This window comes from Corynebacterium sp. AOP12-C2-36 (assembly GCF_052379185.1).
Lineage (GTDB): Bacteria > Actinomycetota > Actinomycetes > Mycobacteriales > Mycobacteriaceae > Corynebacterium.
In genome coordinates, this window is the sequence record NZ_JBQSYJ010000011.1 from 15402 (window position 1) to 36511 (window position 21110).

The following is a 21110-nucleotide window of genomic DNA, read 5'->3' on the forward strand; positions in this document are numbered from 1 at the left end:
ACCCGGAAGAGTTTTGAAGCAACCACCAAGGCGTATCGCCTCCACCTCCGTCGAACTCGACCCCGAGACCGCGCAGACGGTGTCGGGCATGGCCGACGAGAACTTCCGCATCATCGAGGACCACATCGACGCCGACCTGCTGAGCAGGGGCAACCACGTGACCGTGCGGGGCGAGGCCTCGCAGGTGGCGCGGGCCCGTCGCGTCCTGCGCGAGCTGGAGGCCATGGCCGTGCGCGGCTCCGAGGTGAGCCCGGACCTGACCCGCCGGACCATCGAACTGGTCGACGAGACCGACCGCCGCGCCGACGAGGCCGCGCGCGAGGCGCTGCCCGGCGGCGCGTCCGATGCAGCGTCCGGCAGCATGGCCGCAGTCACCGGTGAGGTCATCGTGGAGCACCGCGGCCGGTCGATCCGTCCCAAGACGGTGGGCCAGCGCAGCTACGTCGACGCCATCGACGCGTCCACCGTGGTCGTCGGCAGTGGGCCGGCGGGTACGGGCAAGACCTACCTCGCCGTCGCCAAGGCCGTGCAGGCGCTGCAGAAGCGCGAGGTCAGCAGGATCATCCTGACGCGTCCGGCGGTGGAGGCCGGCGAGAAGCTGGGCTTCCTGCCCGGCACCCTCGGCGACAAGATCGACCCCTACCTGCGCCCCCTCTACGACGCCCTGCGCGACATGCTCGACCCGGAGTCCATCCCGCGGCTCATCGAGTCCGGCGTGATCGAGGTCGCCCCGCTGGCCTACATGCGTGGGCGCACGCTCAACGGCGCCTTCGTGATCCTCGACGAGGCGCAGAACACCACCCCGGCGCAGATGAAGATGTTCCTGACCCGCCTGGGCTTCGGCACGAAGATCGTGGTCACCGGCGACCTCACCCAGGTCGACCTACCGAACCACCAGTCCAGCGGGCTGAGCGTGGCGCACCGGATACTGTCCGGGGTGGACGGCGTGACCGTCACCGACTTCGACTCCACCGACGTGGTGCGCCACCACCTGGTCGGACGCATCATCCAGGCCTACGACCGCTACGAGACGGAGCAGGCCGAGGAGGCGGAACTGGCCCGCCAGGACCGGCTCGACAGGCAGGAACGCCAGGAACGTAAGAACCGTAACGAGAGGGGTACCCGGTGAGCATCGAGGTCTTCAACGAGTCCGGCTTCGGCGAGGTCAACGAGGAGGAGCTGATCGACGTCGCCCGCTTCGCCCTGTGGAGCCTGGACGTGCACTCCTCGGCGGAGCTGTCCATCCACGTCGTGGACCTGGACACCATCGCCGACCTGCACGTGCGCTGGCTGGACCTGCCCGGTCCGACCGACGTGATGAGCTTCCCGATGGACGAGCTCACCCCGGGGTGGGGACGCAAGGACGGCCCGCCCCCGGGACCGGGCGTGCTCGGCGACATCATGCTGTGCCCGGAGTTCGCCCGCGGTCAGGCCGAACGTGCCGGCCACGGCCTGGCCCACGAGCTGGACCTGCTGACCGTGCACGGTGTGCTGCACCTGCTCGGCTTCGACCACGTGGTGCCGGAGGAGGAGCAGCGCATGTTCGCGCTGCAGAACGAGATCCTGGTGAACTGGTACGACTCGCAGAAGGAGCGCGGGGTGTCCTTCGGGCCGAAGCCCACCGGTGCCGCGGCGTTCCCCAGCGCCTCGGACGCCGGGACGGACCGCTGGGTGAACCCGGTGCCGCCGCCGTTCAGTGAGCCGGGGGAGTCGGCGGGGGAGCCGGAACCGGATGCCTGATCCTGCGGTCATCCTCGCGGCGGTGGTGGCGCTACTCGTCATCCTGCCGTTGGCGGGGGTGCTGTCCTCGACCGAGACGGCGATGAGTTCGCTGTCGGTGGCCCGTGTGGAGTCCATGGTCAAGGACGAGCGGCCGGGGGCGTCCCGGCTGCTGCAGGTCGTGCAGCAACGACCGGACTTCATCAACCTCCTCGTCCTGCTGCGCACCGTGTGCGAGGCCTCCGCCGCGGTGCTGGTCACCATGGTCGCCCTCGAGGTTATCGGTGATCGCCGATGGGCCCTCGTGGCCGCGATCGTGCTGGTCACCCTGCTGATCTACGTGATCGTCGGGGTGGTGTCGCGCACGGTGGGACGCCGCAACCCCTACAGCGTGTCGCTGCGCGCCGCCCCGGTGCTGGTGGTCTTCCGCAAGGTCCTGGGCCCGCTGGCGCGGGTGCTGGTCTGGCTGGGTGGCGTGGTCACCCCCGGGCGCGGTCTGCGTACCGGCCCGTTCGCCACCGAGATCGAGCTGCGCGAGATGGTCGACATCGCCCAGGAACGTGGCGTGGTGGAGGTCGACGAGCGCCGGATGATCCAGTCGGTCTTCGACCTCGCCGACACCACCGCCCGTGAGATCATGGTGCCGCGTCCGGAGATCCTCTGGATCGAGGACGACAAGACCGCCGCCCAGGCCGTGCGGCTGTGCGTGCGCTCGGGTCTGTCCCGGGTGCCGGTGGTCGGGGAGAGCGTCGACGACGTGGTCGGTGTGGTGTACCTCAAGGACCTCGTCGCCGAGACCTACGACGCCACACGTGCCGACCGCTCCGTGCCCGTGAGCACCGTGATGCGTCCGCCGGTCTTCGTCCCGGACTCGCGCAGCCTCGACGACCTGCTGGAGGACATGCAGCGCGACCAGGTGCACATCGCCGTGCTCGTCGACGAGTACGGCGGGACCGCGGGCCTGGTGAGCATCGAGGACATCCTCGAGGAGATCGTCGGTGAGATCAGCGACGAGTACGACGACGGCGACGACGTGGCCGTCGAACCCCTCGACCCCGGCGTGTTCCGGGTCGAGGCGTGGACGAGCCTCGGTGACCTCGAGGAACTCTACGAGGACGTGGACCTGGAGTTCCCCGAGGAGATCCTCGACGAGGTCGACACCGTCGCCGGGCTGGCCGCCTATGAACTGGGCAAGGTGCCGCTGCCCGGTGCGGAGTTCGACGTCGCCGGACTGCACATGGTGTGCGAAGGTGGCAGGGACCGGCGAGGCCGGGTGAAGGTACGCACCGTGGTGGTGTCCGGGCCGACGAAACCCGACGATCCCGCCGATGATGCCGGTGGCGACGGCGCAGGGGATACTGAGATGACCGACAGCGAGAATGACAGCATGACCGACAGAGAGCAGGACCGACCATGAGCGAGACCCCCGACTTCCCCGACTTCCCGGACTTCCCCGACGAGGCGGACGTCCCGTCCGACGCCATGGTGGCGCCGGTGGACTTCAGTGCGCCGGAGGGCTTCCGCAGCGGGTTCGTCAGCTTCGTCGGCCGCCCGAACACCGGCAAGTCCACGCTGACGAACGCGCTGGTCGGGGAGAAGATCGCGATCACCGCCGACCAGCCGGAGACCACGCGTCACCCGATCCGCGGCATCGTGCACCGGGAGGACTCGCAGATCATCGTGGTCGACACCCCGGGGCTGCACCGCCCGCGCACCCTGCTCGGTGAGCGGCTCAACGAGGTCGTCAAGGAGACCTACGCCGACGTCGACGTGATCGGGCTGTGCATCCCGGCCGACGAGAAGATCGGCCCCGGCGACCGCTGGATCCTCGACGCGGTGCGCAAGGCCGCCCCGCGCACCCCGGTCGTCGGTATCGTCACCAAGCTGGACAAGGCGTCGAAGGACGAGGTCGGTGCACAGCTGATGGCGCTGCACGACCTGCTGGACGCCGGCGAGGTCGTGCCGGTCTCCGCCGCCGACGGCGTGCAGCTCGACGTCCTGCTGGACGTGTTCACCGGCCTGCTGCCGGAGGGGCCGAAGTTCTACCCGGACGACCACGTCACCGACGACGACCGGGACACCCGGATGTCCGAGCTGATCCGCGAGGCCGCGCTGTCGGGCCTGCACGACGAGCTGCCGCACTCGGTGGCGGTCCAGATCGACGAGGTCCTGCCGTCCGAGGAGCGAGAGAACGTCCTCGAGGTCCACGCGGTGATCTTCCTGGAGCGCGAGGGCCAGAAGCGCATCCTGCGCGGCAAGGACAACCGCCGGTGGGGCCGGATCATCCACAACGCCCGCCAGAGCCTGATCGACCTGCTCGGCCAGAACGTGTACCTGGATCTGCGGATGAAGGTCGCCAAGAACTGGCAGTCCGACCCCAAGCAGCTCGGGCGCCTGGGCTTCTAGAGGGCACCGACCTTCTGCCGGGGTACCAAGTTGGACCTGGCGGCGGTGAGTTAGGGCAACTCAACGCCGCCAGGTCCAACTTGGTACCCGGTGCCCGCAGACGCAGGGGCGAAGATCGAGCGTGGGATGGTTGAATCGACCGGTTCAAGCATCCCACGCTCGATTTCCGCCCTTCTGGGTCACTCTCCGCTCTGCGCGCTCGGCCCGGATTCCTGGGGGCGTGGTGATATTCTCGACGGGACCAATCACCAGCTTCCCAGGAGACACTGATGACCACGCCCGGCGACAGCGGCAACGAGAACGGCAACGAGAACGGCAACGAGAACGGCAACGAGAACGGCAACAACGGCGGAAACAGCAACGGCGAGTACCGTCCGAACCGGTGGAGCAACCCCGGCGACGGCTCAGCCGGCAGTTCCAGCGCGGGTTCCAGCGCGGGTTCCAGCGCAGGTTCGAACCCGAATCCGGGTGCGTTCCCCTCGTTCGGTGCCCAGCCGCAGTCGGGGGACGACTCCTACGCCTACGGCGCCCATGCCGCACCGTCCGGCCCCGGGCAGGGCGTGGGTACCGGCCAGGACTCCTTCTTCTCCGCGCTGTTTGACTTCAGCTTCACCCGCTATGCCACCCCGTCGATCATCAAGTTCGCCTACGCGCTGGGCTTCGCCTTCATCGCCCTGATGTGGGTGGGCTACGTGCTCTTCGCGTTGTTCGTCCCGGCCGCCGAGCTCGGGGTGGGCGGTTTCTTCCTCGGCCTGTTCGGGATCATCATCCTCACCGTCGGCATGTTGTTCATGCTGATGTCGTTGCGCATGATGCTGGAGTTCTACCTCTCCAACATCCGTATCGCGCAGTCGGCGCAGGCGATCGACCAGCGTCTGCTGGAGCGCGACGACCGCTCCACCGGCCGGCACTGACGTCGTCCGGCCTCGGTAGGCCTCGGTAGACGGCAACCGGCCGACCAGTCGTAGACTGGTCACCATGTCCAGGAGCCCTCGTCCCCAGTACCGGGACGAGGGCTTCGTGGTGCGCACCCACAAGCTGGGGGAGGCGGACCTCATCGTGGTGCTGCTGACCCGTGAACACGGCCTGGTCCGTGCGGTGGCCAAGGGCGTCCGACGCTCGAAGTCGCGCTTCGGCGCCCGTCTGGACCGGTTCTGCCTGGTCAACGTGCAGGTCTATCCGGGGCGCAACCGGTCGAAGCCGGACGGGGGCCTGGCGAACGTCACCGACGCCGTCACCGTGCACACCTACGCCCCGCAGGTCAGCGCGGACGTCGACCGGTTCTACGCCGGCGTGGCGATGCTGGAGGTCGCCGAGCTGACGGTGCAGGGGTCGGGAGAGGACGCCGCGCACGTCGTCGACCTGCTCGACGAGTCGCTCGCCGCGTTCGCCGCACCGGATATTGCGCAGGACGTCCCGGCGATCCCGCCGCGGACGCAGGCGGACCGGTTCGTCCTGCGCGCGTTGGGGATGGCAGGTTGGGCGCCGAGCCTGGTGGACTGCGCGCAGTGCGGGCGCCCGGGCCCGCACCGGGCGTTCCACCCGCTGGCGGGTGGGGCGGTCTGTACGTCGTGCCGTCCTCCCGGGGCGTCGACGCCGCCGGCGCAGTCGGTGCGGGTGCTGTGGCTGCTCTCGCGCGGGAGGGCGGGCGACCTGGCGGCCGTCGCGGAGGTCGCCGCGGCGTCCGACGGCCCCCGGGTGCTGGGTATCGCCCATGAGCTGCTGGTGTCGCACGTGCGCAACCAGACGGAGACCCCCTGCCGTGCTTTCTCGTCCCTGTGAGTGGTGGTCTGGCACAATATTGGTCGTGAGTAGACCTGAGATCCCCGCCGAGTTCATTCCCCGCCACGTCGCCATCGTGATGGACGGCAACGGCCGGTGGGCGCAGGAGCGGGGGCTGCCGCGCACCGAGGGGCACAAGCGGGGCGAGGGCGTGCTGATGGACATCGTCGACGAGTGCCTGGAGCTGGGGGTCGGCTACCTGTCGGCGTACGCGTTCTCCACGGAGAACTGGCGGCGCAGCACCGACGAGGTGCGCTTCCTGATGGGTTTCAACCGGGACGTGCTGCGTCGGCGTCGTGACGAGCTGGACGCCAAGGGTGTGCGCGTGGTGTGGGCGGGGCGCCGGCCGCGGCTGTGGCGTTCGGTGATCTCCGAGCTGCAGAAGGCCGAGGAGCAGACGAAGGACAACACCCGCCTGACGCTGGTCATGTGTGTGAACTACGGGGGACGCGCCGAGATCACCGACGCCACCCGCGCCATCGCCGCGGAGGTCGCCGCCGGGCGGATGAAGCCGCGGGAGATCTCGGAGAAGACCCTGTCGGCCTACATGAACGACCCGGGCATGCCCGACGTGGACCTTTTCCTGCGCCCCTCCGGCGAGCAGCGAACGTCGAACTTCCTGCCGTGGCAGTCGGTGTACGCGGAGATGGTGTACCAGGACGTGCTCTTCCCGGACTTCACCCCGGAGCACCTGCAGGCCGCGGTGCTGGAGTACGCCAGACGTGACCGACGGTTCGGGGGTGTGAAATGACCGCACCGGACGAGACACCGGACGACACACCGGACGCTGCGCCGACGCGGCAGCAGCTCAACCGCTGGCGCCGCTACCTCGCCGACGAGCGCGCGGAGGGTGCGGTCTACCGCGAGCTCGCCCGGAAGCGGACCGGGGAGGAGCGCGAGATCCTGCTGGCGATCGCGGAGGCGGAGTCGCGGCACGAGGAGTACTGGCGTGAGCGGCTCGGCGACGACGTCGGCCTGCCGCGTAAGGCGGGGGTCAACACCCGGTTGATGGCGTGGATGGCGCGTCGGTTCGGGTCGGTGTTCGTGCTGGCGCTGCTGCAGTCGGCGGAGTCGCGCAACCACTACCTCTCCGACGAGGACGCCACCGAGCAGATGGCGGCGGACGAGGCGATCCACGCCGAGGTGGTGCGTGGTCTGGCGGCCCGGGGGCGGGCGAAGATGTCCGGCGACTTCCGTGCGGCGATCTTCGGGGCGAACGACGGTCTGGTGTCGAACCTCGCTCTTCTGCTCGGCATGTACGGCGCGGGTGCCGGGCAGGCGACGATGCTGACCGCCGGCATCGCCGGGCTGCTCTCCGGCGCGTTGTCGATGGCGGCGGGGGAGTACGTCTCGGTGACGAGCCAGAAGGAGCTGCTCGAGGCGTCCCACCCGGACCCGAACGCGAGTACGGCCGTGCCGAAGCTGGACGTGGACCGCAATGAGCTGGAGCTGGTCTACCGCGCCCGTGGCATGGATTCCGAGGCCGCCGGACGCAAGGCGCGCGAGGTGTTCGCCGAGATCGCCCGCCTGGAGGTCATCAAGGACTCCGCGGACACTGCTGACGCTGCGGACGTGGAGTTCGACGCGGAGGTCGACGACGAGGTCGTCGCGGAGGCGGAGTCCAGCGGGTCGGGTCTGTCGGCGGCGGTGTCGAGTTTCCTGTGCTTCGGTGTCGGCGCACTGGTGCCCGTGGTCCCGCTGATCTTCGGCATGGGTGGACTGTCGTCGATCGTGGTGGCGTGCGTGCTGGTGGGCATCGTGCTGCTGGTGACCGGCGCGCTGGTCGGGCTGCTGTCGGGGATGTCCCCGTGGAAGCGGGCGCTGCGTCAGCTGGCGATCGGCCTGGGTGCCGCGGCGGCGACGTTCGCGCTGGGCACGTTGTTCGACGTCGCGGCGACGTAGTGGCGACGTGGCGACGGAGTGACCCGTCCGGGTCTGCCGGTTGCTCAGCCCTTGCGTTGATTCTTCGCGCAGTCGGCGCACAGGCCGAAGACGTCGGCGGTGTGCCCGGTCATCACGAAGCCGTGCTGCTGGGCGACCTCGGCGGCCCAGCGTTCCACCGGCCCGCCGTCGATCTCCACGGCCTTGCGGCAGGACGTGCAGACCAGGTGATGGTGGTGGTGCACGGAGCTGCAGCTGCGGTAGAGCATCTCCCCGCTGTCGTCCTGCAGGGTGTCGATCATGCCCTGGGTGTTGAGCTGCTGGAGGGTGCGGTACACCGTCGTCAGACCGACCTTGTGCCCGCGCTCGGTGAGGGTGGCGTGGATGTCCTGGGCGCTGGCGAACGTCGTCATCCCGTCGAGGGTGTCGACCACGGCGGCACGCTGACGGGTGTTTCGTTGTCCGATCTGGGGTGTGTTCATCGTGCCCCCAGCCTAACCGTTCGCGCCTGCGCGCGGGAAGGAAAAGTCGCGTATTAGCGACATTGCGGGGCATCGTCCTGCAGCCCCGCTGGTGGGACCTTCGGGGGACGGGGAGGCGACGGGTGGTGACCGAGGAAAATGCAGGTGAGGGTGGTTTCTCTGAGGTCGTGGTGTCGGACTTGACAGGTGTGGCTGGGCACCCGTAAATTAAGGCCAGTTCCCCAGGGATGGCTTGTCCCCCCCCTAAGTCCATCCCACCAAACGGGGAACAAGGCCCCATCCTCTTCGGAGGACAGCGTGGCCGGGACCCGCGATAACCCCCCCCTTCGCGGGTCCTTTTTAATGCCTTGATGAGCCCGGCCCGTGCCGGCGGCGGGTGGGGTCGGACCCGCCGGGTGCTTCCGTGTGACGTCCCCGGTATCATGGGCGTGATTGTCTGAACGACCGTCTACCCCACCGTCTTTCGAGGAGTGCCCGGAGCCCATGGCCGCAAGTAACATCGAGACCGTCGTCAACCTCTGCAAGCGCAGGGGACTGGTGTTCCCTGCAGGTGAGATCTACGGCGGTACGCGCTCCGCCTGGGACTACGGTCCCCTGGGCGTGGAGCTCAAGGAGAACATCAAGCGCCAGTGGTGGCGTCACATGGTGACCTCCCGTAAGGACGTCGTCGGTGTCGACACCTCCATCATCCAGCCCACGCAGGTGTGGGAGGCGTCCGGCCACGTGGAGGTGTTCTCCGACCCGTTGGTGGAGTCGCTGTACACCCACAAGCGCTACCGTGCCGACCACCTCCTGGAGGCCTACGAGGAGAAGCACGGCCACGAGGCCCCCAACGGCCTGGCGGACATCAACGACCCGGTCACCGGCCAGCCCGGAAAGTGGACCGAGCCGCGGGAGTTCTCCGGCCTGCTCAAGACCTACCTGGGCCCGGTGGACGACAAGGAGGGCCTGCACTACCTGCGTCCGGAGACCGCCCAGGGCATCTTCATCAACTTCAAGAACGTGATGGGTGCGTCCCGTCAGAAGCCGCCCTTCGGTATCGCGAACACCGGCAAGTCGTTCCGTAACGAGATCACGCCGGGCAACTTCATCTTCCGTACCCGCGAGTTCGAGCAGATGGAGATGGAGTTCTTCGTCAAGCCGGGCGAGGACGAGGAATGGCACCAGACCTGGATCGACGACCGGTTCAACTGGTACGTCAACCTGGGAATCGACCCGGAGAACCTGCGTCTGTTCGAGCACCCGAAGGAGAAGCTGTCCCACTACTCCAAGCGCACGGTGGACGTGGAGTACGCCTTCAACTTCGCCGGTTCGAAGTGGGGCGAGCTCGAGGGTGTCGCCAACCGTACGGACTACGACCTGAAGACCCACGCCGAGCACTCCGGTGAGGACCTCAGCTTCTTCGACCAGGAGTCGGGCGAGCGGTGGATCCCGTACTGCATCGAGCCGGCCGCCGGCCTGGGTCGTGCGATGATGGCCTTCCTCGTCGACGCCTACTTCGAGGACGAGGCGCCGAACACGAAGGGCGGCGTCGACAAGCGCACCGTCCTGCGTCTGGACCGTCGTCTGGCGCCGGTGAAGGTCGCCGTCCTGCCGCTGTCGAAGAAGGAGACGCTGACCCCGACGGCCGAGAAGGTCGCCGAGGAGCTGCGTGGCCTGTGGAACGTCGACTACGACGTCTCCGGTGCCATCGGGCGTCGTTACCGTCGTCAGGACGAGATCGGCACGCCGTTCTGCGTCACCGTCGACTTCGACTCCCTGGAGGACAACGCGGTCACCGTGCGCGAGCGCGACACCATGTCCCAGGAGCGTGTCAGCATGGACAAGCTGCAGGGATACCTCGCCGAGCGTCTCGCCGGCTGCTAGACGGAGGACGGATCCCCTTATGCCGAACCCTGACATCCGCTGGACGGTCCCGTCCGACGGACACACCTTCCCGATCTACGCCGGGCTACCCAGCGACATGGACCGGGTCGGTGAGTATTCCGTGGAGCGCGACGTCGCGTCGATCCGCTTCGGTGGCGACACCTGGCAGCTCGAGGCGGACGAGGGGCCGCGGATGACGGCGACGACGGGTGAGGACACCGGCTCGCAGGTGTTCACCGCCGTGGGGGACGCCAAGACCTTCGGCGCGTCCAAGAACGTCAGCTGCGTCGCCGACCGGCACCGTGTGCTGATCCACGCGGAGTCGAAGAAGGACTTCGTGCTGTTCAAGGCGCCGGAGGATCCGGACGAGCCGCTGGACCTGTCGAATGCGAGGAAGATCGGCCAGTTCAGCTCGGAGAACGGCGGGCTGAAGAACGTGCACGTCTCCTTCGTGGGGTCGGGCAAGAAGCTCCCGTTGGACGTGCAGGTGTTCCTGTCGTGGGTCGCACGGCACGCGATGGAGACCCGGGTGCTGTCCACTACCTGGCGGCTGTCGATCTTCCTGATCGTGCTGATCCCGTTCCTGGTGCTCTACTTCCTCGGGTTCCTCTGAGGTCCTAGCCGACGTCCGTTCTAGCGGACGACACGAAACCGGGCGCAGACCAGCGCCCGGTTTCTCATTGTCTCCACGAGCTCCAGGTCGAGGCGACGGGGGAGCAGGGGAGCGCCGGACCCGAGGGTGACGGGGGCGTACTGGATCCACACCTCGTCGAGGAGACCGGCGTCGGCGAACTGTCCGGCGACATCCCCGCCCCCCACGATCCACAGGTCCTTGTCACCGGCGGCGGACGTCATCGCCGCGTGCACCTCGGCCACCGGATCCTGGGTGAACCGGATGTCCGCGTTCTCGACGCCGGGGAGGTCACGGTGGGTGAAGACCCAGGTCGGCGCACTGTACGGCCAGTCGTCGGCGTTGGCCAGCAGCCATTCGTAGGTGGTGGCGCCCATGGCGAGCGCGCCGATCCCCTCGGTGAACTGCTCGGGGGACATCGGCCCGTCCCAGTCGAAGTCCTGGGACGTCAGCCAGTCCAGTGAGTGGTCGGCGGTGGCCATGAACCCGTCGAGACTGGACGCGGTGAAGTAGTGGGTGGTCATGGAGCCGAGGGTAGTCGGGTACCTCGGTGGGCCTCGAACATGGAGAAACCCAGGCCTCTGATCCCTTCCGGGGAACCTGTGACCTGGGTTGGGGGGGGGGATGTGGCGCGTCAGATACCGAAGGAGTCGCCGCCTCCACCGAAGCCACCGCCCCCGCCACCGAAGCCACCGCCTCCACCACCGAAGCCTCCGCCGAATCCACCGTTGCCGCTCAGCAGTGAACCGAGCACGACGCCGGCGACGAGGTTTCCGCCTCCGCCACCACCGCGGCCGTAGTAGTTGTTGCGGCGGTTGTACTCCTCGATGTCACGACGGGCCAGCTGGGAGGCCTGGCGGGCCAGGGCATTGGCCTGTTGAGCCGCAGTGAAGGCGGCGCGGGGCTTGGTGTCGCGCTGCTGGTGTGCGGCGTCCAGGGCCTGACCGGCCGACTGTGCGGCCGACCGGGCCTCCACGCCGATCATGCGGCCACGGGTGTGGATGGTGTCCTCGACGGCGCGCAGGTGGTTGGTGGCGTCGGCGATGGTGCGGTCCACCATCCCGAGGGTGCGCTGGTAGTTGTTCTCCGCCCCGCGGGCCTCGTCGAGCTGGATGTCGAGTTCACCGTCGGCGTCCAGCAGCTCGGAGTAGGTGCCCAGCGGATCCTTGTCGCCCTTCTCACGTGCCGCGGCGAGCGCGGTCTTCGCCCGCTCCACCGCCTTGCCCAGTTCCGCGCGGTCGATCTCGGCGTTACTCGCGGCCAGGTGTGTGGCCTCCGTGATCTCCTCGTCGACCTCCTGGATGAGCGAGTCGAGGCTGGCCTGCGCCTCGTGCAGCTGGGATTCGGCGTGCTCCACGGCGGAGAGCTGACTGTCTGCCTGCTTGATCGCCAGGTGTGCGGAACCGGCGGCGTCGATGAGCTCGCCCTGCTGGCCGGCAGGCAGGTTCAGCAGTTCACGGGCACGGGTGATCGCCTGCTCGGCCTCGGAGATCTCGGCCTCGGCGATGTCGGGGTTGTCTGCCACGGACTCGAGCAGCTCCGGGTCGACCTTGCTGGACAGGGACTCCAGGATCTCCCTGGACCGCGGGATCCGCGAGCGCAGCTCCACGGTCTGCTGGAAGAACTTCTCGACGATCTCGGGGGCGTCGATCAGCTTCTCGCGCAGGGTGGCGAAGCGCTCGGCCTGTTCGTCGAGGTTCTCGTCGGCGGTGCCGCAGGAGGAGATGATGTCGATCAGCTGCGCACGTTCCTCGTGCTCGCCGCTGAACAGCCCGTTCTGCAGCCGCTGGTGGGTGTCGTAGGCGCGTGCGAGCGCCTTCTTCGACACCTCCAGGGCCTTGCGTAGGTCGCGGGTTCGCTCTTCACCGAACTCCGCCTCAGCGGTGTCGAGCTCCTGGTGACCCTTGCGGATCGACTCGTCGGTGCTGTGCAGTTCCTCGCTGGCCAGCGTGCGCAGGACGTGGGTGGGCTGCTGGGACAGGTCGTCGGTGTTGTCGGGGGTGATCGTACGGGCGGACTCCAGCTGCTCGGCCTCGTTCTCGTGCTTCTTCTTGCGCGAGTACCAGACAGCGCCGCCGGCACCGCCGACCACGACCACGGCCGCAGCGCCGCCCCAGGCGTAGGTGGAGGCCGGGGTGACGTCGGCGAGAACGTCGGCGACGGCCTGACCACCTGCCGCCCAGTTTCCACCTCCCATGTTGTCTCTGATCGTCGAGTTCACGTCCTCGGTGACGCTGTTGGGCACGCTTTCGCCAGGAACCGTGCTGATTCCTCCCGTTGAGGTGTCAACGACGATGACCAGTCCGTTGTTGATCTGGAGTTCTGACTGCAGTTGGTTCGCCAGGGAATCTCGGTCCTCGACGCCGTCGAGGTACACCAGGTACCCCTTCACCCCGGTCTCGGACGGCCCGTCGGCGAGGGTCTCCTCGATGGAGCTGCGCTCGGAGTCGGAGAGCACGCCTGCCTGGTCCACGACCTGGGAGTCCAGGGTGATGTCGGTGGAGGCGTCGGATTCCGTGGCGGTGCCCTGCGCGAGCACGGTCGTCGCAGCGTCCTGTGCCACGTTCTGGGCCACGTCCTTTGCAGGTGCCGCGGCGGCGGAACCGGCCCCCAGCCCCAGTCCCAGACCGGCCCCTGCCATCCCCGCGACGGCGACCGAGGCGGCGAAGCGCCGGAGTCGGACGGAGGGGGAGGGCCGGGAAAGATTCCGGGAGTGATTCGCAGCATACATGCATCCCACAATAACGAAATCCGCGAACTCGGGTGCGTAGTCTTAGGCCCATGAACGGCAGAACCTTGGGCAGCACCGCAGGACGTACCGCCGGTGCGGGCATACGTGGACTGATCTACATGGTCGTCGGCACGGTCGTCATCGCCATCGTCCTCACGCTCGCCACGGCGGCGCACGTCTGGGCGTACGCCCGGCAGGACGACCGGACGCAGGCGGACACGATCCTCGTCCTCGGCGCGGCACAGTACAACGGCACCCCGTCGCAGTGGTTCGCCGCCCGTCTCGACCACGCCGTGGACCTCTACGAGGAGGGGGTGTCGGCGCACATCACCACCATCGGTGGCAAGCTCGAGGGCGACGTGTACACCGAGGCCGAGGCCGGCGCGGACTACCTGCGAGAGCAGGGCGTGCCGGACGAGGCGATCACCGAGATCAACGAGGGGGCCGACACCCTCGGCTCGGCCGAGGCCTTCGCCCCGGTCGCCGAGGAGAACGGGTGGGACCGCGTGCTGGTCGTCACCGACCCGAACCATTCGCTGCGCGCCACGAGCATGGTCGGCGACCAGGGTGTCGACGCCCACGCCTCGCCGACCAGGCAGGGGCCGGCGGTGTCGAGCCGCAAGGAACAGCTGGACGCGATCATCCACGAGACCGGTGGGCTGATGTACTACCGGGCGACCGAGGAAGGCGGCGGTGACTACACCGTCGACGAAGACTGACGAAGACTGACCACCACTGAGAAGAGGGAGCAGGACCACCGTGCAACGATACGGCTACACCGCCCATGACCTGGACCGGATCATCGGGGTGCCGGGCAAGTCGCTCGGTGTCGACGGCGCGGTGCCCGACGCCCGCGACGACTTCGACCGCGACCGTGCGCGCGTGCTGCACAGTGCGGCGCTGCGGCGTCTAGCGGACAAGACGCAGGTCGTGGGGCCCGGCTCCGGCGACACCCCGCGCACGCGGCTCACACACTCCCTCGAGGTCGGCCAGATCTCCCGCGGCATCGGCAAGACCCTGGGCGTGGACCCGGACCTCGCCGACCTCGCGGGGCTGACGCACGACATCGGCCACCCGCCGTACGGGCACAACGGCGAGCGAGCACTCGACGAGGCCGCGGCGTCCTGCGGCGGTTTCGAGGGCAACGCGCAGACCCTGCGCATCCTCGTGCGCCTGGAGCCGAAGACCGTCGGGCCGGACGGACGCAGCTACGGGCTGAACCTCACGCGCGCGTCGCTGGACGCCGCCTGCAAGTACCCGTGGGGGCCGACGGCGCCCGACGGGACGCGGCGTCGCAAGTACTCCTGCTACACCGACGACCTGGAGGTGCTGTCCTGGATCCGTGAGGGCGCCCCGGAGGGACGCAAGTGCCTCGAGGCCCAGATCATGGACTGGGCCGACGACGTCGCTTACTCGGTGCACGACGTGGAGGACGGCATCGTCTCCGGGCGCATCAGCATGAACGTGCTGTGGGACCTCGTGGAACTCGCCGCCCTGGCGGAGAAGGGTGCGCGCGCCTTCGGCGGCGACCCCGAGGAGCTGCTGGACGCCGCGGACCGCCTGCGTCGCATGCCGCCGATCGCGCGCGCCGCGGACTTCCACGGCACCCTCCAGGACCTCGCCGCGCTCAAGGGCCTGACCAGTGAGCTGGTCAGCCGTTTCGTTACCGCGGCGGTGACCGCCACCCGGCAGGCCCACCTGTCGGACGGCGCCGGTGATCACCGTGTCCCGCTGGGGCGCTACGCCGCCGACCTGGCGATCCCTGCGGAGGTCAAGGCCGAGGTCGTGCTGCTGAAGTCCCTGGCGGTGCTCTACGTCATGGACGAGGGACGCCACCTGGCAGACCAGGAGCGCCAGCGCGACCGCATCTTCCGCGTCACCAACTACCTCACGCAGGGCGCGCCGGGCAGCCTGGACCTGCTGTTCCGTCCCTGGTGGGAGGCCGCCGCGACGGACGCCGACCGCCTGCGGGTGGTCATCGACCAGGTCGCCTCACTGACCGAGGCGCGTCTGGAACGGCTGGACCGGTCGGCCTCGGCGATCAGCGCCGCCTGGGGTTAAGTACCGAGTCAGTCCTCGGCGTCGGGGATGGCGCAGAAGCTCTCGTAGTGGTCGGCGGTGTAGTACCAGACGTCCGGGTCGGTGTCCGTCCCACCGCCGACGACGATGCGCCTCGCCCCACGGTGGTCCAGGCCGGGGGTGGTGACGGTGTACTCGCGGTAGTAGTCGCCGGACTCCTCGGGCAGCACGCCCTCGTAGTTGCCGAAATGCTTGCCGTCGTGGTCGGGGTGGGCGAAGGTGCCGTCGCCGAGGATGGAGTCGATGACCTCGTCGGCGTCCTCGGGCAGCGAGGCCACCGCGCAGGTGTCGGCCTCGCTGCCGGAGCTGCCGGAGCTGTTGTCGCTGCTGTTGTCGTCGGTGACGGCGTCGATGCCGAGGTAGCCGGCGACGAGGACGATCGCGGCGCCGGCGAGACCGCCGAGGACTTTGTTGTTCGGTGTAGCCACGGTGGTCAGTAGACCACACCGGACCACATCCGGTGTATGTGCGGCGGGTTTGGCGCGGGTGGCTATCATGGTCGCATGGCACGAGGGCGGATTCCGGACACCGACATCGCCGCGATCAGGGAGCAGACCCCGATCGAGGAGGTGGTGGGCGAGTACGTCCAGCTCACCCCGGGTGGTGTGGACTCGATGAAGGGGCTCAGCCCGTTCAAGGACGAGAAGACACCGTCCTTCCACGTCCGCCCGAACAAGGGCTACTTCCACTGCTTCGCCACCGGCGAGGGCGGCGACGTCTTCAGCTTCCTGATGAAGATGGAGCACGTCACCTTCCCGGAGGCCGTGGAGCAGTGCGCCGAGCGCATCGGCTTCCGCATCAATTACGAGGGCGGTGGCCCGGTGAACCGGGTCGAGCCGGGGACCCGGCAGCGTCTGGTGGCGGCGAACCGCGCCGCCCACGAGTTCTACATGGAGCGGTTCAAGGATCAGGAGGACGCCGGGGCGGAGACCGCGCGGGCGTTCCTGCGCGACCGTGGGTTCGACGGGGAGATCGTGGACACCTTCGGCTGCGGGTACGCCCCCGCCGGGTGGGACACGCTCACCAAGCACCTGCTGCGCCGCGGTTTCGAGTTCAAGGAGCTGGAGGACGCCGGCCTGAGCCGGATGGGCAACCGTGGCCCGATCGACCGCTTCCACCGTCGGCTGCTGTGGCCGATCCGTTCGGTGGCCGGCGACGTGATCGGTTTCGGCGCGCGCAAGCTCTTCGAGGACGACAACCTCGGCAAGTACATGAACACCCCCGAGACACTGCTGTACAAGAAGTCGAAGGTGCTCTTCGGCATCGACCTGGCGAAGAAGTCCATCGCCTCGGACCACCAGGCCGTGGTGGTGGAGGGCTACACCGACGTGATGGCGATGCACGCCGCGGGCGTGCCGACCGCCGTCGCCGCCTGCGGTACGGCCTTCGGCGAGGACCACCTGCAGATGCTGCGTCGTTTCATGGTGGACGACCAGTTCTTCCGCGGCGAGATCATCTACACCTTCGACGGTGACGAGGCCGGGCAGAAGGCCGCGTTGCGTGCCTTCGAGGGCGACCAGAAGTTCACCGGACGCAGCTACGTCTCCGTCGCGCCGGACGGCATGGACCCCTGCGACGTGCGCATGGAGAAGGGTGATGCGGCGGTGCGGGAGATCGTCGCCGACCGGATCCCCATGTTCGAGTTCGTCATCCGCACGGTGATCCGCGGCTACGACACCCACCACATCGACGGCCGCGTGGAGGCGATGCGCCGGATCGTCCCGGTGCTCGCCGGCATCCGGGACGATGCCCTGCGTGACGAGTACGCCCGCCAGGCCGCCGGCTGGCTGAGCTGGCCGGACCCCACCGAGGTCGTCAGCCAGGTGCGTGCGGAGGCAGCGAAGGGACGCCGCGGCAGCCAGGGCCCGGAGCTCAAGGAGGGCGTGGCGCGTCTGGCACGCCGCTCAGCCGAGGCGGAGAAGGCCGGGGCGGCCGCCGGGTCGAACGTGACCTCGATGCTGAGCCGTCCGGACCCGTCGGACATGTACCTGGAGCCCGCGCGCGAGGTGCTCAAGCTGATGCTGCAGGAGCCGGAGATGGTGGGTTCGGACGCCGACGGACTGCTGCCGGACTCCTTCGAGCACCCCACCTACGTGGCCGTGGCCTCGGCGCTCGCCGCCGCCGGCGGGGTCGGCTCGGTGGGCGAGGGGGGACGCCACGCCGCCGGTGCCGACTGGATCGACGCGGTCACCTCCGCCACCGACGACGTGATGTGCCGCGCGGTGATCAGCGAGCTGGCCGTGGAGGTGCCGCGGTGCGAGCGCGACCGGCTGCAGTTCTACGCCGGTGCGGTGGTCGCCCGGATGGAGGAGCGCTGGGTCGGCATGGAGATCGCCGAGCTGAAGTCACGGATGCAGCGCATGCGTCCGGACCAGGGCGGGGCGAAGAAGCAGGAGTACAACAACACCTTCGCCGACCTCATGGCGTTGGAGAAGTACCGGCGCACCCTGCAGGAGCAGGCGCAGAGCTACGGCGACCTGCGCGGTTAGGCCTGTCGGCGGGCGAACCTGCCCGCCCGTCCGGTGGAGGCGGCACCCGAGCCGTCCTGCTCACTGACGGGGCGGCCCTTGGCGTCGCGCATGCGCGGCTGCTCGGCCTCCACGAAGATGTCCTCCTCGTACTCGGCGGCGTCGTTCTCGAGGACGTCCAGCTCGTCGATCCCGTTTGTGCCGTTGACTCCGCGCACGTCGCGGAGCTCGCGCATGCGCGGCTCCGGGTCGATCCGGTCGGCCAGGGCCTTGCGACCGGCCTGGACGGCGCGACGCGTTGCCGGGGAGTTGACCGCAGCCTCGTAGCCGCGCCGGATCTGCTCGTAGCGGCGGCGTCCGGCCTTGGTGCCGAAGACGTATCCGGCGGCGGCTCCGATGACCAGCTGGATCATGAAAATTCTCTCCTGGTGCGTACTGGGGGCAGGACGGGCAAGGTGACGTTCGACCCCCACCCTACCCCGAGGACCTCACGCGACCGCGGGGAATCATCCGTATCCTCGTGGGCACCATAAAGTCACGGACATGAGGAGAGCAGCCAAGTGAGTACAACGGTCAAGGGAGTCATCGCACGCGGCAAGGGCGCCGAGGTGGAGCTGGTGGATGTGGTCGTCCCGGACCCCGGTGCCAACGACGTGGTCGTACGCGTGCAGTCCTGCGGGGTCTGCCACACCGACCTGGCCTACCGCGACGGCGGGATCAGCGACGACTACCCGTTCCTGCTCGGCCACGAGGCCGCCGGTGTCGTGGAGACCGTCGGTGAGGACGTCACCCACGTCGCCGAGGGCGACTTCGTGGTGCTGAACTGGCGCGCGGTGTGCGGGGAGTGCCGGGCGTGCAAGAAGGGTGAGCCGAAGTACTGCTTCGACACCTTCAACGCCTCGCGGAAGATGACCCTGGCCGACGGCACGGAGCTGGAGCCGGCGCTGGGCATCGGCGCGTTCGCGGAGAAGACCCTGGTCTACGAGGGCCAGTGCACGAAGGTCAACCCGCAGGCCGACCCCTCGGCCGTGGGGCTGCTGGGCTGCGGTGTGATGGCCGGGCTGGGTGCCGCGGTCAACACCGGTGAGATCAAGCGTGGCGAGACCGTGGCCGTCATCGGTGCCGGTGGTGTCGGCATGGCCGCGATCGCCGGGGCGAAGCTCGCCGGGGCGACGACGATCATCGCCGTGGACCTGTCGGAGGCGAAGCTGGAGCGGGCCCTGACGTTCGGTGCGACGCACACGGTCAACCCGTCCGACCTGTCCGGCGAGGGCACCGGGGAGGACCAGCCGGTGGTACAGGCCGTCCAGGAGATCCTCGGCGGGGTCGGTGCGGACGTCGTGGTCGACGCGGTCGGTCTGCCGGCGACGTTCACCCAGGCCTTCTACATGCGTGACCTCGCCGGACGTGTGGTGCTGGTCGGTGTGCCGACCCCGGAGATGACCCTGGAGCTGCCGTTCCTGGACGTGTTCGCCCGTGGTGGGGCGGTGAAGTCCTCCTGGTACGGCGACTGCCTGCCGGAGCGGGACTTCCCGATGTACACGGAGCTGTACCTGCAGGACCGTTTCCCGCTGGGCGACTTCGTCGACGATCGGGTGGGCATCAACGACGTCGAGGCGGCGTTCGAGAAGATGAAGCAGGGTTCGGTGCTGCGTTCGGTGGTGGAGCTGTGAACGCGCAGGGATCGACCGGGGTTTCGGGCAGCTCGGGTACCGGGCTGCGCATCGACCGGGTGGTGACCCACGGGGTCTTCGCCCTGGACGGCGGTGAGTGGGAGGTCGACAACAACATCTGGGTCATCGGTGACGATGACGAGGTGGTCGTCGTCGACGCCGCCCATGACGCCGACGCGATCGTCGACGCGGTCGGGGACAGGACGGTGCGTGGGGTGATCTGCACGCACGCGCACAACGACCACGTGACGGTGGCCCCGGAGCTGGCGGAGCGTCTGGACACGCAGATCCACGTGCACCCGGGTGACCAGATGCTGTGGAACCAGACCCACCCTGGTGTGGGGCACGAGGACCTGGCGGACGGTCAGGTCTTCGACGTGGCCGGGACCCGGCTGCGGGTGATCAACACGCCGGGGCATTCGCCGGGGTCGTGCTGCCTGTACCTGCCGGAGGCGAAGGTGCTGCTCAGCGGCGACACGATGTTCGCCGGTGGTCCCGGGGCCACGGGGCGTTCGTTCAGTGACTTCGACACGATCGTCGAGTCGTTGCGGTCGAAGGTGTTGACGTTGCCGGGGGAGACCGAGGTGTACACCGGTCACGGTGACGCGACGTCGATCGGTGACGAGGCACCGCACCTGGAGGAGTGGATCGCCCGCGGCTATTGATCCGCATACCCTGCAGGGGTATTGTCGGGGGTGAAAGAAATATTTGGATGAAGGAGTGGGACGTGCCTGAGAACCTGTTGACCGACGACGCTGTGGTCGGTGCTGACGCCGGCGCCGGTACTGACGCCGACAAGGGCGGCTGCGGCTGCGGCACCCACACCTCCGGTAGCGCCGGCGACGGGGTGGATGAGCAGGACGGTGTGCACGGCTACAGTGCGGACAAGAAGCGCTACCTCGCCCGGTTGAAGCGGATCGAGGGGCAGGTCCGTGGCCTGCACCGCATGGTGGACGAGGACACGTACTGCATCGACGTCCTCACCCAGGTGTCGGCGGTGCAGTCGGCGCTCAAAGGTGTTGCCCTGGCCCTGCTGGACGACCACATGCAGCACTGCGTGCTGCACGCGGCACAGCAGGGGGAGGACGAGGCGTTGGAGAAGCTCGACGAGGTCTCCGCGGCCGTCGGGCGGCTGTTGAAGTAGGGGAGGGCTGGTGCGGAGTACTTCGGTATTCTCATTGACTGAGAGGCCCCGGGAGACGTGAACCTGGCGTCCCTCCAAGGCAAGAGGAACCCCCGGTCGGTGGCGACCGGGGGTTCTGCTTTTTGTGGGGCCAGCGGGGGGCCAACCCATTACACCATTAATGCAGGTAAATGAGGGTGACTTCCGTGGGAAACGTGTCCTAGTGGGAGATACGTGGGAAGTGGGCGGCGCTACCCCCGCCTATCTTG

Annotated in this window: 20 protein-coding genes and 1 pseudogene; 16 read left to right on the plus strand and 5 right to left on the minus strand. The window is 68.5% G+C overall.

Translation table 11 applies throughout. The features are described from left to right. Positions 1–13: 13 nt before the first annotated feature. The 8 genes from ACT3UN_RS10690 (at position 14) to ACT3UN_RS10725 (ending at position 7809) form a co-directional block, all read left to right on the plus strand. Entirely contained in the window at positions 14–1129 is a 1116-nt protein-coding gene (locus ACT3UN_RS10690; protein ID WP_301442231.1) for a PhoH family protein, read from the plus strand. Beyond that, positions 1126–1740 carry an rRNA maturation RNase YbeY gene (gene ybeY / locus ACT3UN_RS10695; RefSeq protein ID WP_301442232.1) on the plus strand — a complete coding sequence of 205 codons (615 nt, stop codon included), beginning with the start codon at positions 1126–1128 and terminating at the stop codon, positions 1738–1740. Before ACT3UN_RS10690 ends, ybeY begins: the two co-directional genes overlap by 4 nt. Then, positions 1733–3136 (plus strand): hemolysin family protein, encoded by a 1404-nt coding sequence (locus tag ACT3UN_RS10700; RefSeq protein WP_301442233.1) that lies wholly within the window; start codon positions 1733–1735, stop codon positions 3134–3136. The genes ybeY and ACT3UN_RS10700 overlap by 8 nt, the downstream gene beginning before the upstream one ends. Before the next feature lie 65 nt (positions 3137–3201). Beyond that, a complete protein-coding gene (era, locus tag ACT3UN_RS10705) occupies positions 3202–4125 on the plus strand; it encodes a GTPase Era (RefSeq protein ID WP_441579722.1) in 924 nt (307 codons plus the stop codon). 269 nt (positions 4126–4394) lie between these two features. Then, positions 4395–5039 (plus strand): DUF4282 domain-containing protein, encoded by a 645-nt coding sequence (locus ACT3UN_RS10710; protein WP_444657036.1) that lies wholly within the window; start codon positions 4395–4397, stop codon positions 5037–5039. A 64-nt stretch (positions 5040–5103) separates the two neighbouring features. Next, a complete protein-coding gene (gene recO, locus ACT3UN_RS10715; protein WP_301443412.1) occupies positions 5104–5907 on the plus strand; it encodes a DNA repair protein RecO in 804 nt (267 codons plus the stop codon). A 25-nt stretch (positions 5908–5932) separates the two neighbouring features. Continuing rightward, entirely contained in the window at positions 5933–6658 is a 726-nt protein-coding gene (locus ACT3UN_RS10720; protein ID WP_301443413.1) for an isoprenyl transferase, read from the plus strand. Further along, entirely contained in the window at positions 6655–7809 is a 1155-nt protein-coding gene (locus tag ACT3UN_RS10725; RefSeq protein WP_301443414.1) for a VIT1/CCC1 transporter family protein, read from the plus strand. Before ACT3UN_RS10720 ends, ACT3UN_RS10725 begins: the two co-directional genes overlap by 4 nt. 44 nt (positions 7810–7853) lie before the next feature. Here the strand turns inward: ACT3UN_RS10725 and ACT3UN_RS10730 are convergent, their stop codons facing one another. Then, positions 7854–8270, minus strand: a complete 417-nt coding sequence (locus ACT3UN_RS10730; protein ID WP_301443415.1) for a Fur family transcriptional regulator — start codon at positions 8268–8270, stop codon at positions 7854–7856. Positions 8271–8753: 483 nt separating this feature from the next. Here ACT3UN_RS10730 and ACT3UN_RS10735 point away from each other — a divergent pair, with 483 nt between their 5' ends. Continuing rightward, on the plus strand, positions 8754–10136 hold the full coding sequence (locus ACT3UN_RS10735) for a glycine--tRNA ligase (protein WP_301443416.1): 1383 nt from the start codon (positions 8754–8756) through the stop codon (positions 10134–10136). 19 nt (positions 10137–10155) lie between these two features. Continuing rightward, entirely contained in the window at positions 10156–10749 is a 594-nt protein-coding gene (locus tag ACT3UN_RS10740; RefSeq protein ID WP_301443417.1) for a hypothetical protein, read from the plus strand. Between the two features lie 20 nt (positions 10750–10769). Here ACT3UN_RS10740 and ACT3UN_RS10745 read toward each other — a convergent pair whose 3' ends face one another. Beyond that, the gene (locus tag ACT3UN_RS10745) at positions 10770–11291 is read right to left on the minus strand and encodes a dihydrofolate reductase family protein (RefSeq protein ID WP_301443418.1); all 522 of its coding nucleotides are present in this window, start codon (positions 11289–11291) and stop codon (positions 10770–10772) included. Positions 11292–11401: 110 nt separating this feature from the next. Further along, positions 11402–13498 carry a TPM domain-containing protein gene (locus ACT3UN_RS10750; RefSeq protein WP_441579678.1) on the minus strand — a complete coding sequence of 699 codons (2097 nt, stop codon included), beginning with the start codon at positions 13496–13498 and terminating at the stop codon, positions 11402–11404. A 50-nt stretch (positions 13499–13548) separates the two neighbouring features. Between ACT3UN_RS10750 and ACT3UN_RS10755 the strand changes: the two genes are divergently transcribed. Both ACT3UN_RS10755 and ACT3UN_RS10760 read left to right on the plus strand, forming a co-directional pair. Beyond that, on the plus strand, positions 13549–14217 hold the full coding sequence (locus ACT3UN_RS10755) for a YdcF family protein (protein ID WP_301444137.1): 669 nt from the start codon (positions 13549–13551) through the stop codon (positions 14215–14217). Between the two features lie 40 nt (positions 14218–14257). Beyond that, positions 14258–15559: a deoxyguanosinetriphosphate triphosphohydrolase gene (locus tag ACT3UN_RS10760; RefSeq protein WP_301444138.1), complete on the plus strand. Its 1302-nt coding sequence runs from the start codon at positions 14258–14260 to the stop codon at positions 15557–15559. Positions 15560–15567: 8 nt separating this feature from the next. On the opposite strand, the gene ACT3UN_RS10765 is transcribed toward ACT3UN_RS10760, so the two are convergent. Further along, complete coding sequence (locus ACT3UN_RS10765) at positions 15568–16014, minus strand: ribonuclease domain-containing protein (protein WP_441579680.1); 447 nt, start codon at positions 16012–16014, stop codon at positions 15568–15570. Positions 16015–16080: 66 nt separating this feature from the next. Between ACT3UN_RS10765 and dnaG the strand changes: the two genes are divergently transcribed. Further along, a complete protein-coding gene (gene dnaG, locus ACT3UN_RS10770) occupies positions 16081–18066 on the plus strand; it encodes a DNA primase (protein WP_441582168.1) in 1986 nt (661 codons plus the stop codon). 161 nt (positions 18067–18227) lie between these two features. Here dnaG and ACT3UN_RS10775 read toward each other — a convergent pair. Next, positions 18228–18458, minus strand: a pseudogene (locus tag ACT3UN_RS10775) (hypothetical protein); the annotation flags it as partial. Between the two features lie 147 nt (positions 18459–18605). On the opposite strand from ACT3UN_RS10775, the gene ACT3UN_RS10780 reads away from it, so the two are divergent. The 3 genes from ACT3UN_RS10780 (at position 18606) to ACT3UN_RS10790 (ending at position 20862) form a co-directional block, all read left to right on the plus strand. Then, complete coding sequence (locus ACT3UN_RS10780) at positions 18606–19718, plus strand: S-(hydroxymethyl)mycothiol dehydrogenase (RefSeq protein WP_301443666.1); 1113 nt, start codon at positions 18606–18608, stop codon at positions 19716–19718. Next, positions 19715–20383: an MBL fold metallo-hydrolase gene (locus ACT3UN_RS10785; protein ID WP_301443667.1), complete on the plus strand. Its 669-nt coding sequence runs from the start codon at positions 19715–19717 to the stop codon at positions 20381–20383. Before ACT3UN_RS10780 ends, ACT3UN_RS10785 begins: the two co-directional genes overlap by 4 nt. A 182-nt stretch (positions 20384–20565) precedes the next feature. Continuing rightward, positions 20566–20862, plus strand: coding sequence for a metal-sensitive transcriptional regulator (locus tag ACT3UN_RS10790; protein WP_367620321.1), 297 nt, complete (start codon positions 20566–20568; stop codon positions 20860–20862). The last annotated feature ends 248 nt before the right edge of the window (positions 20863–21110 follow it).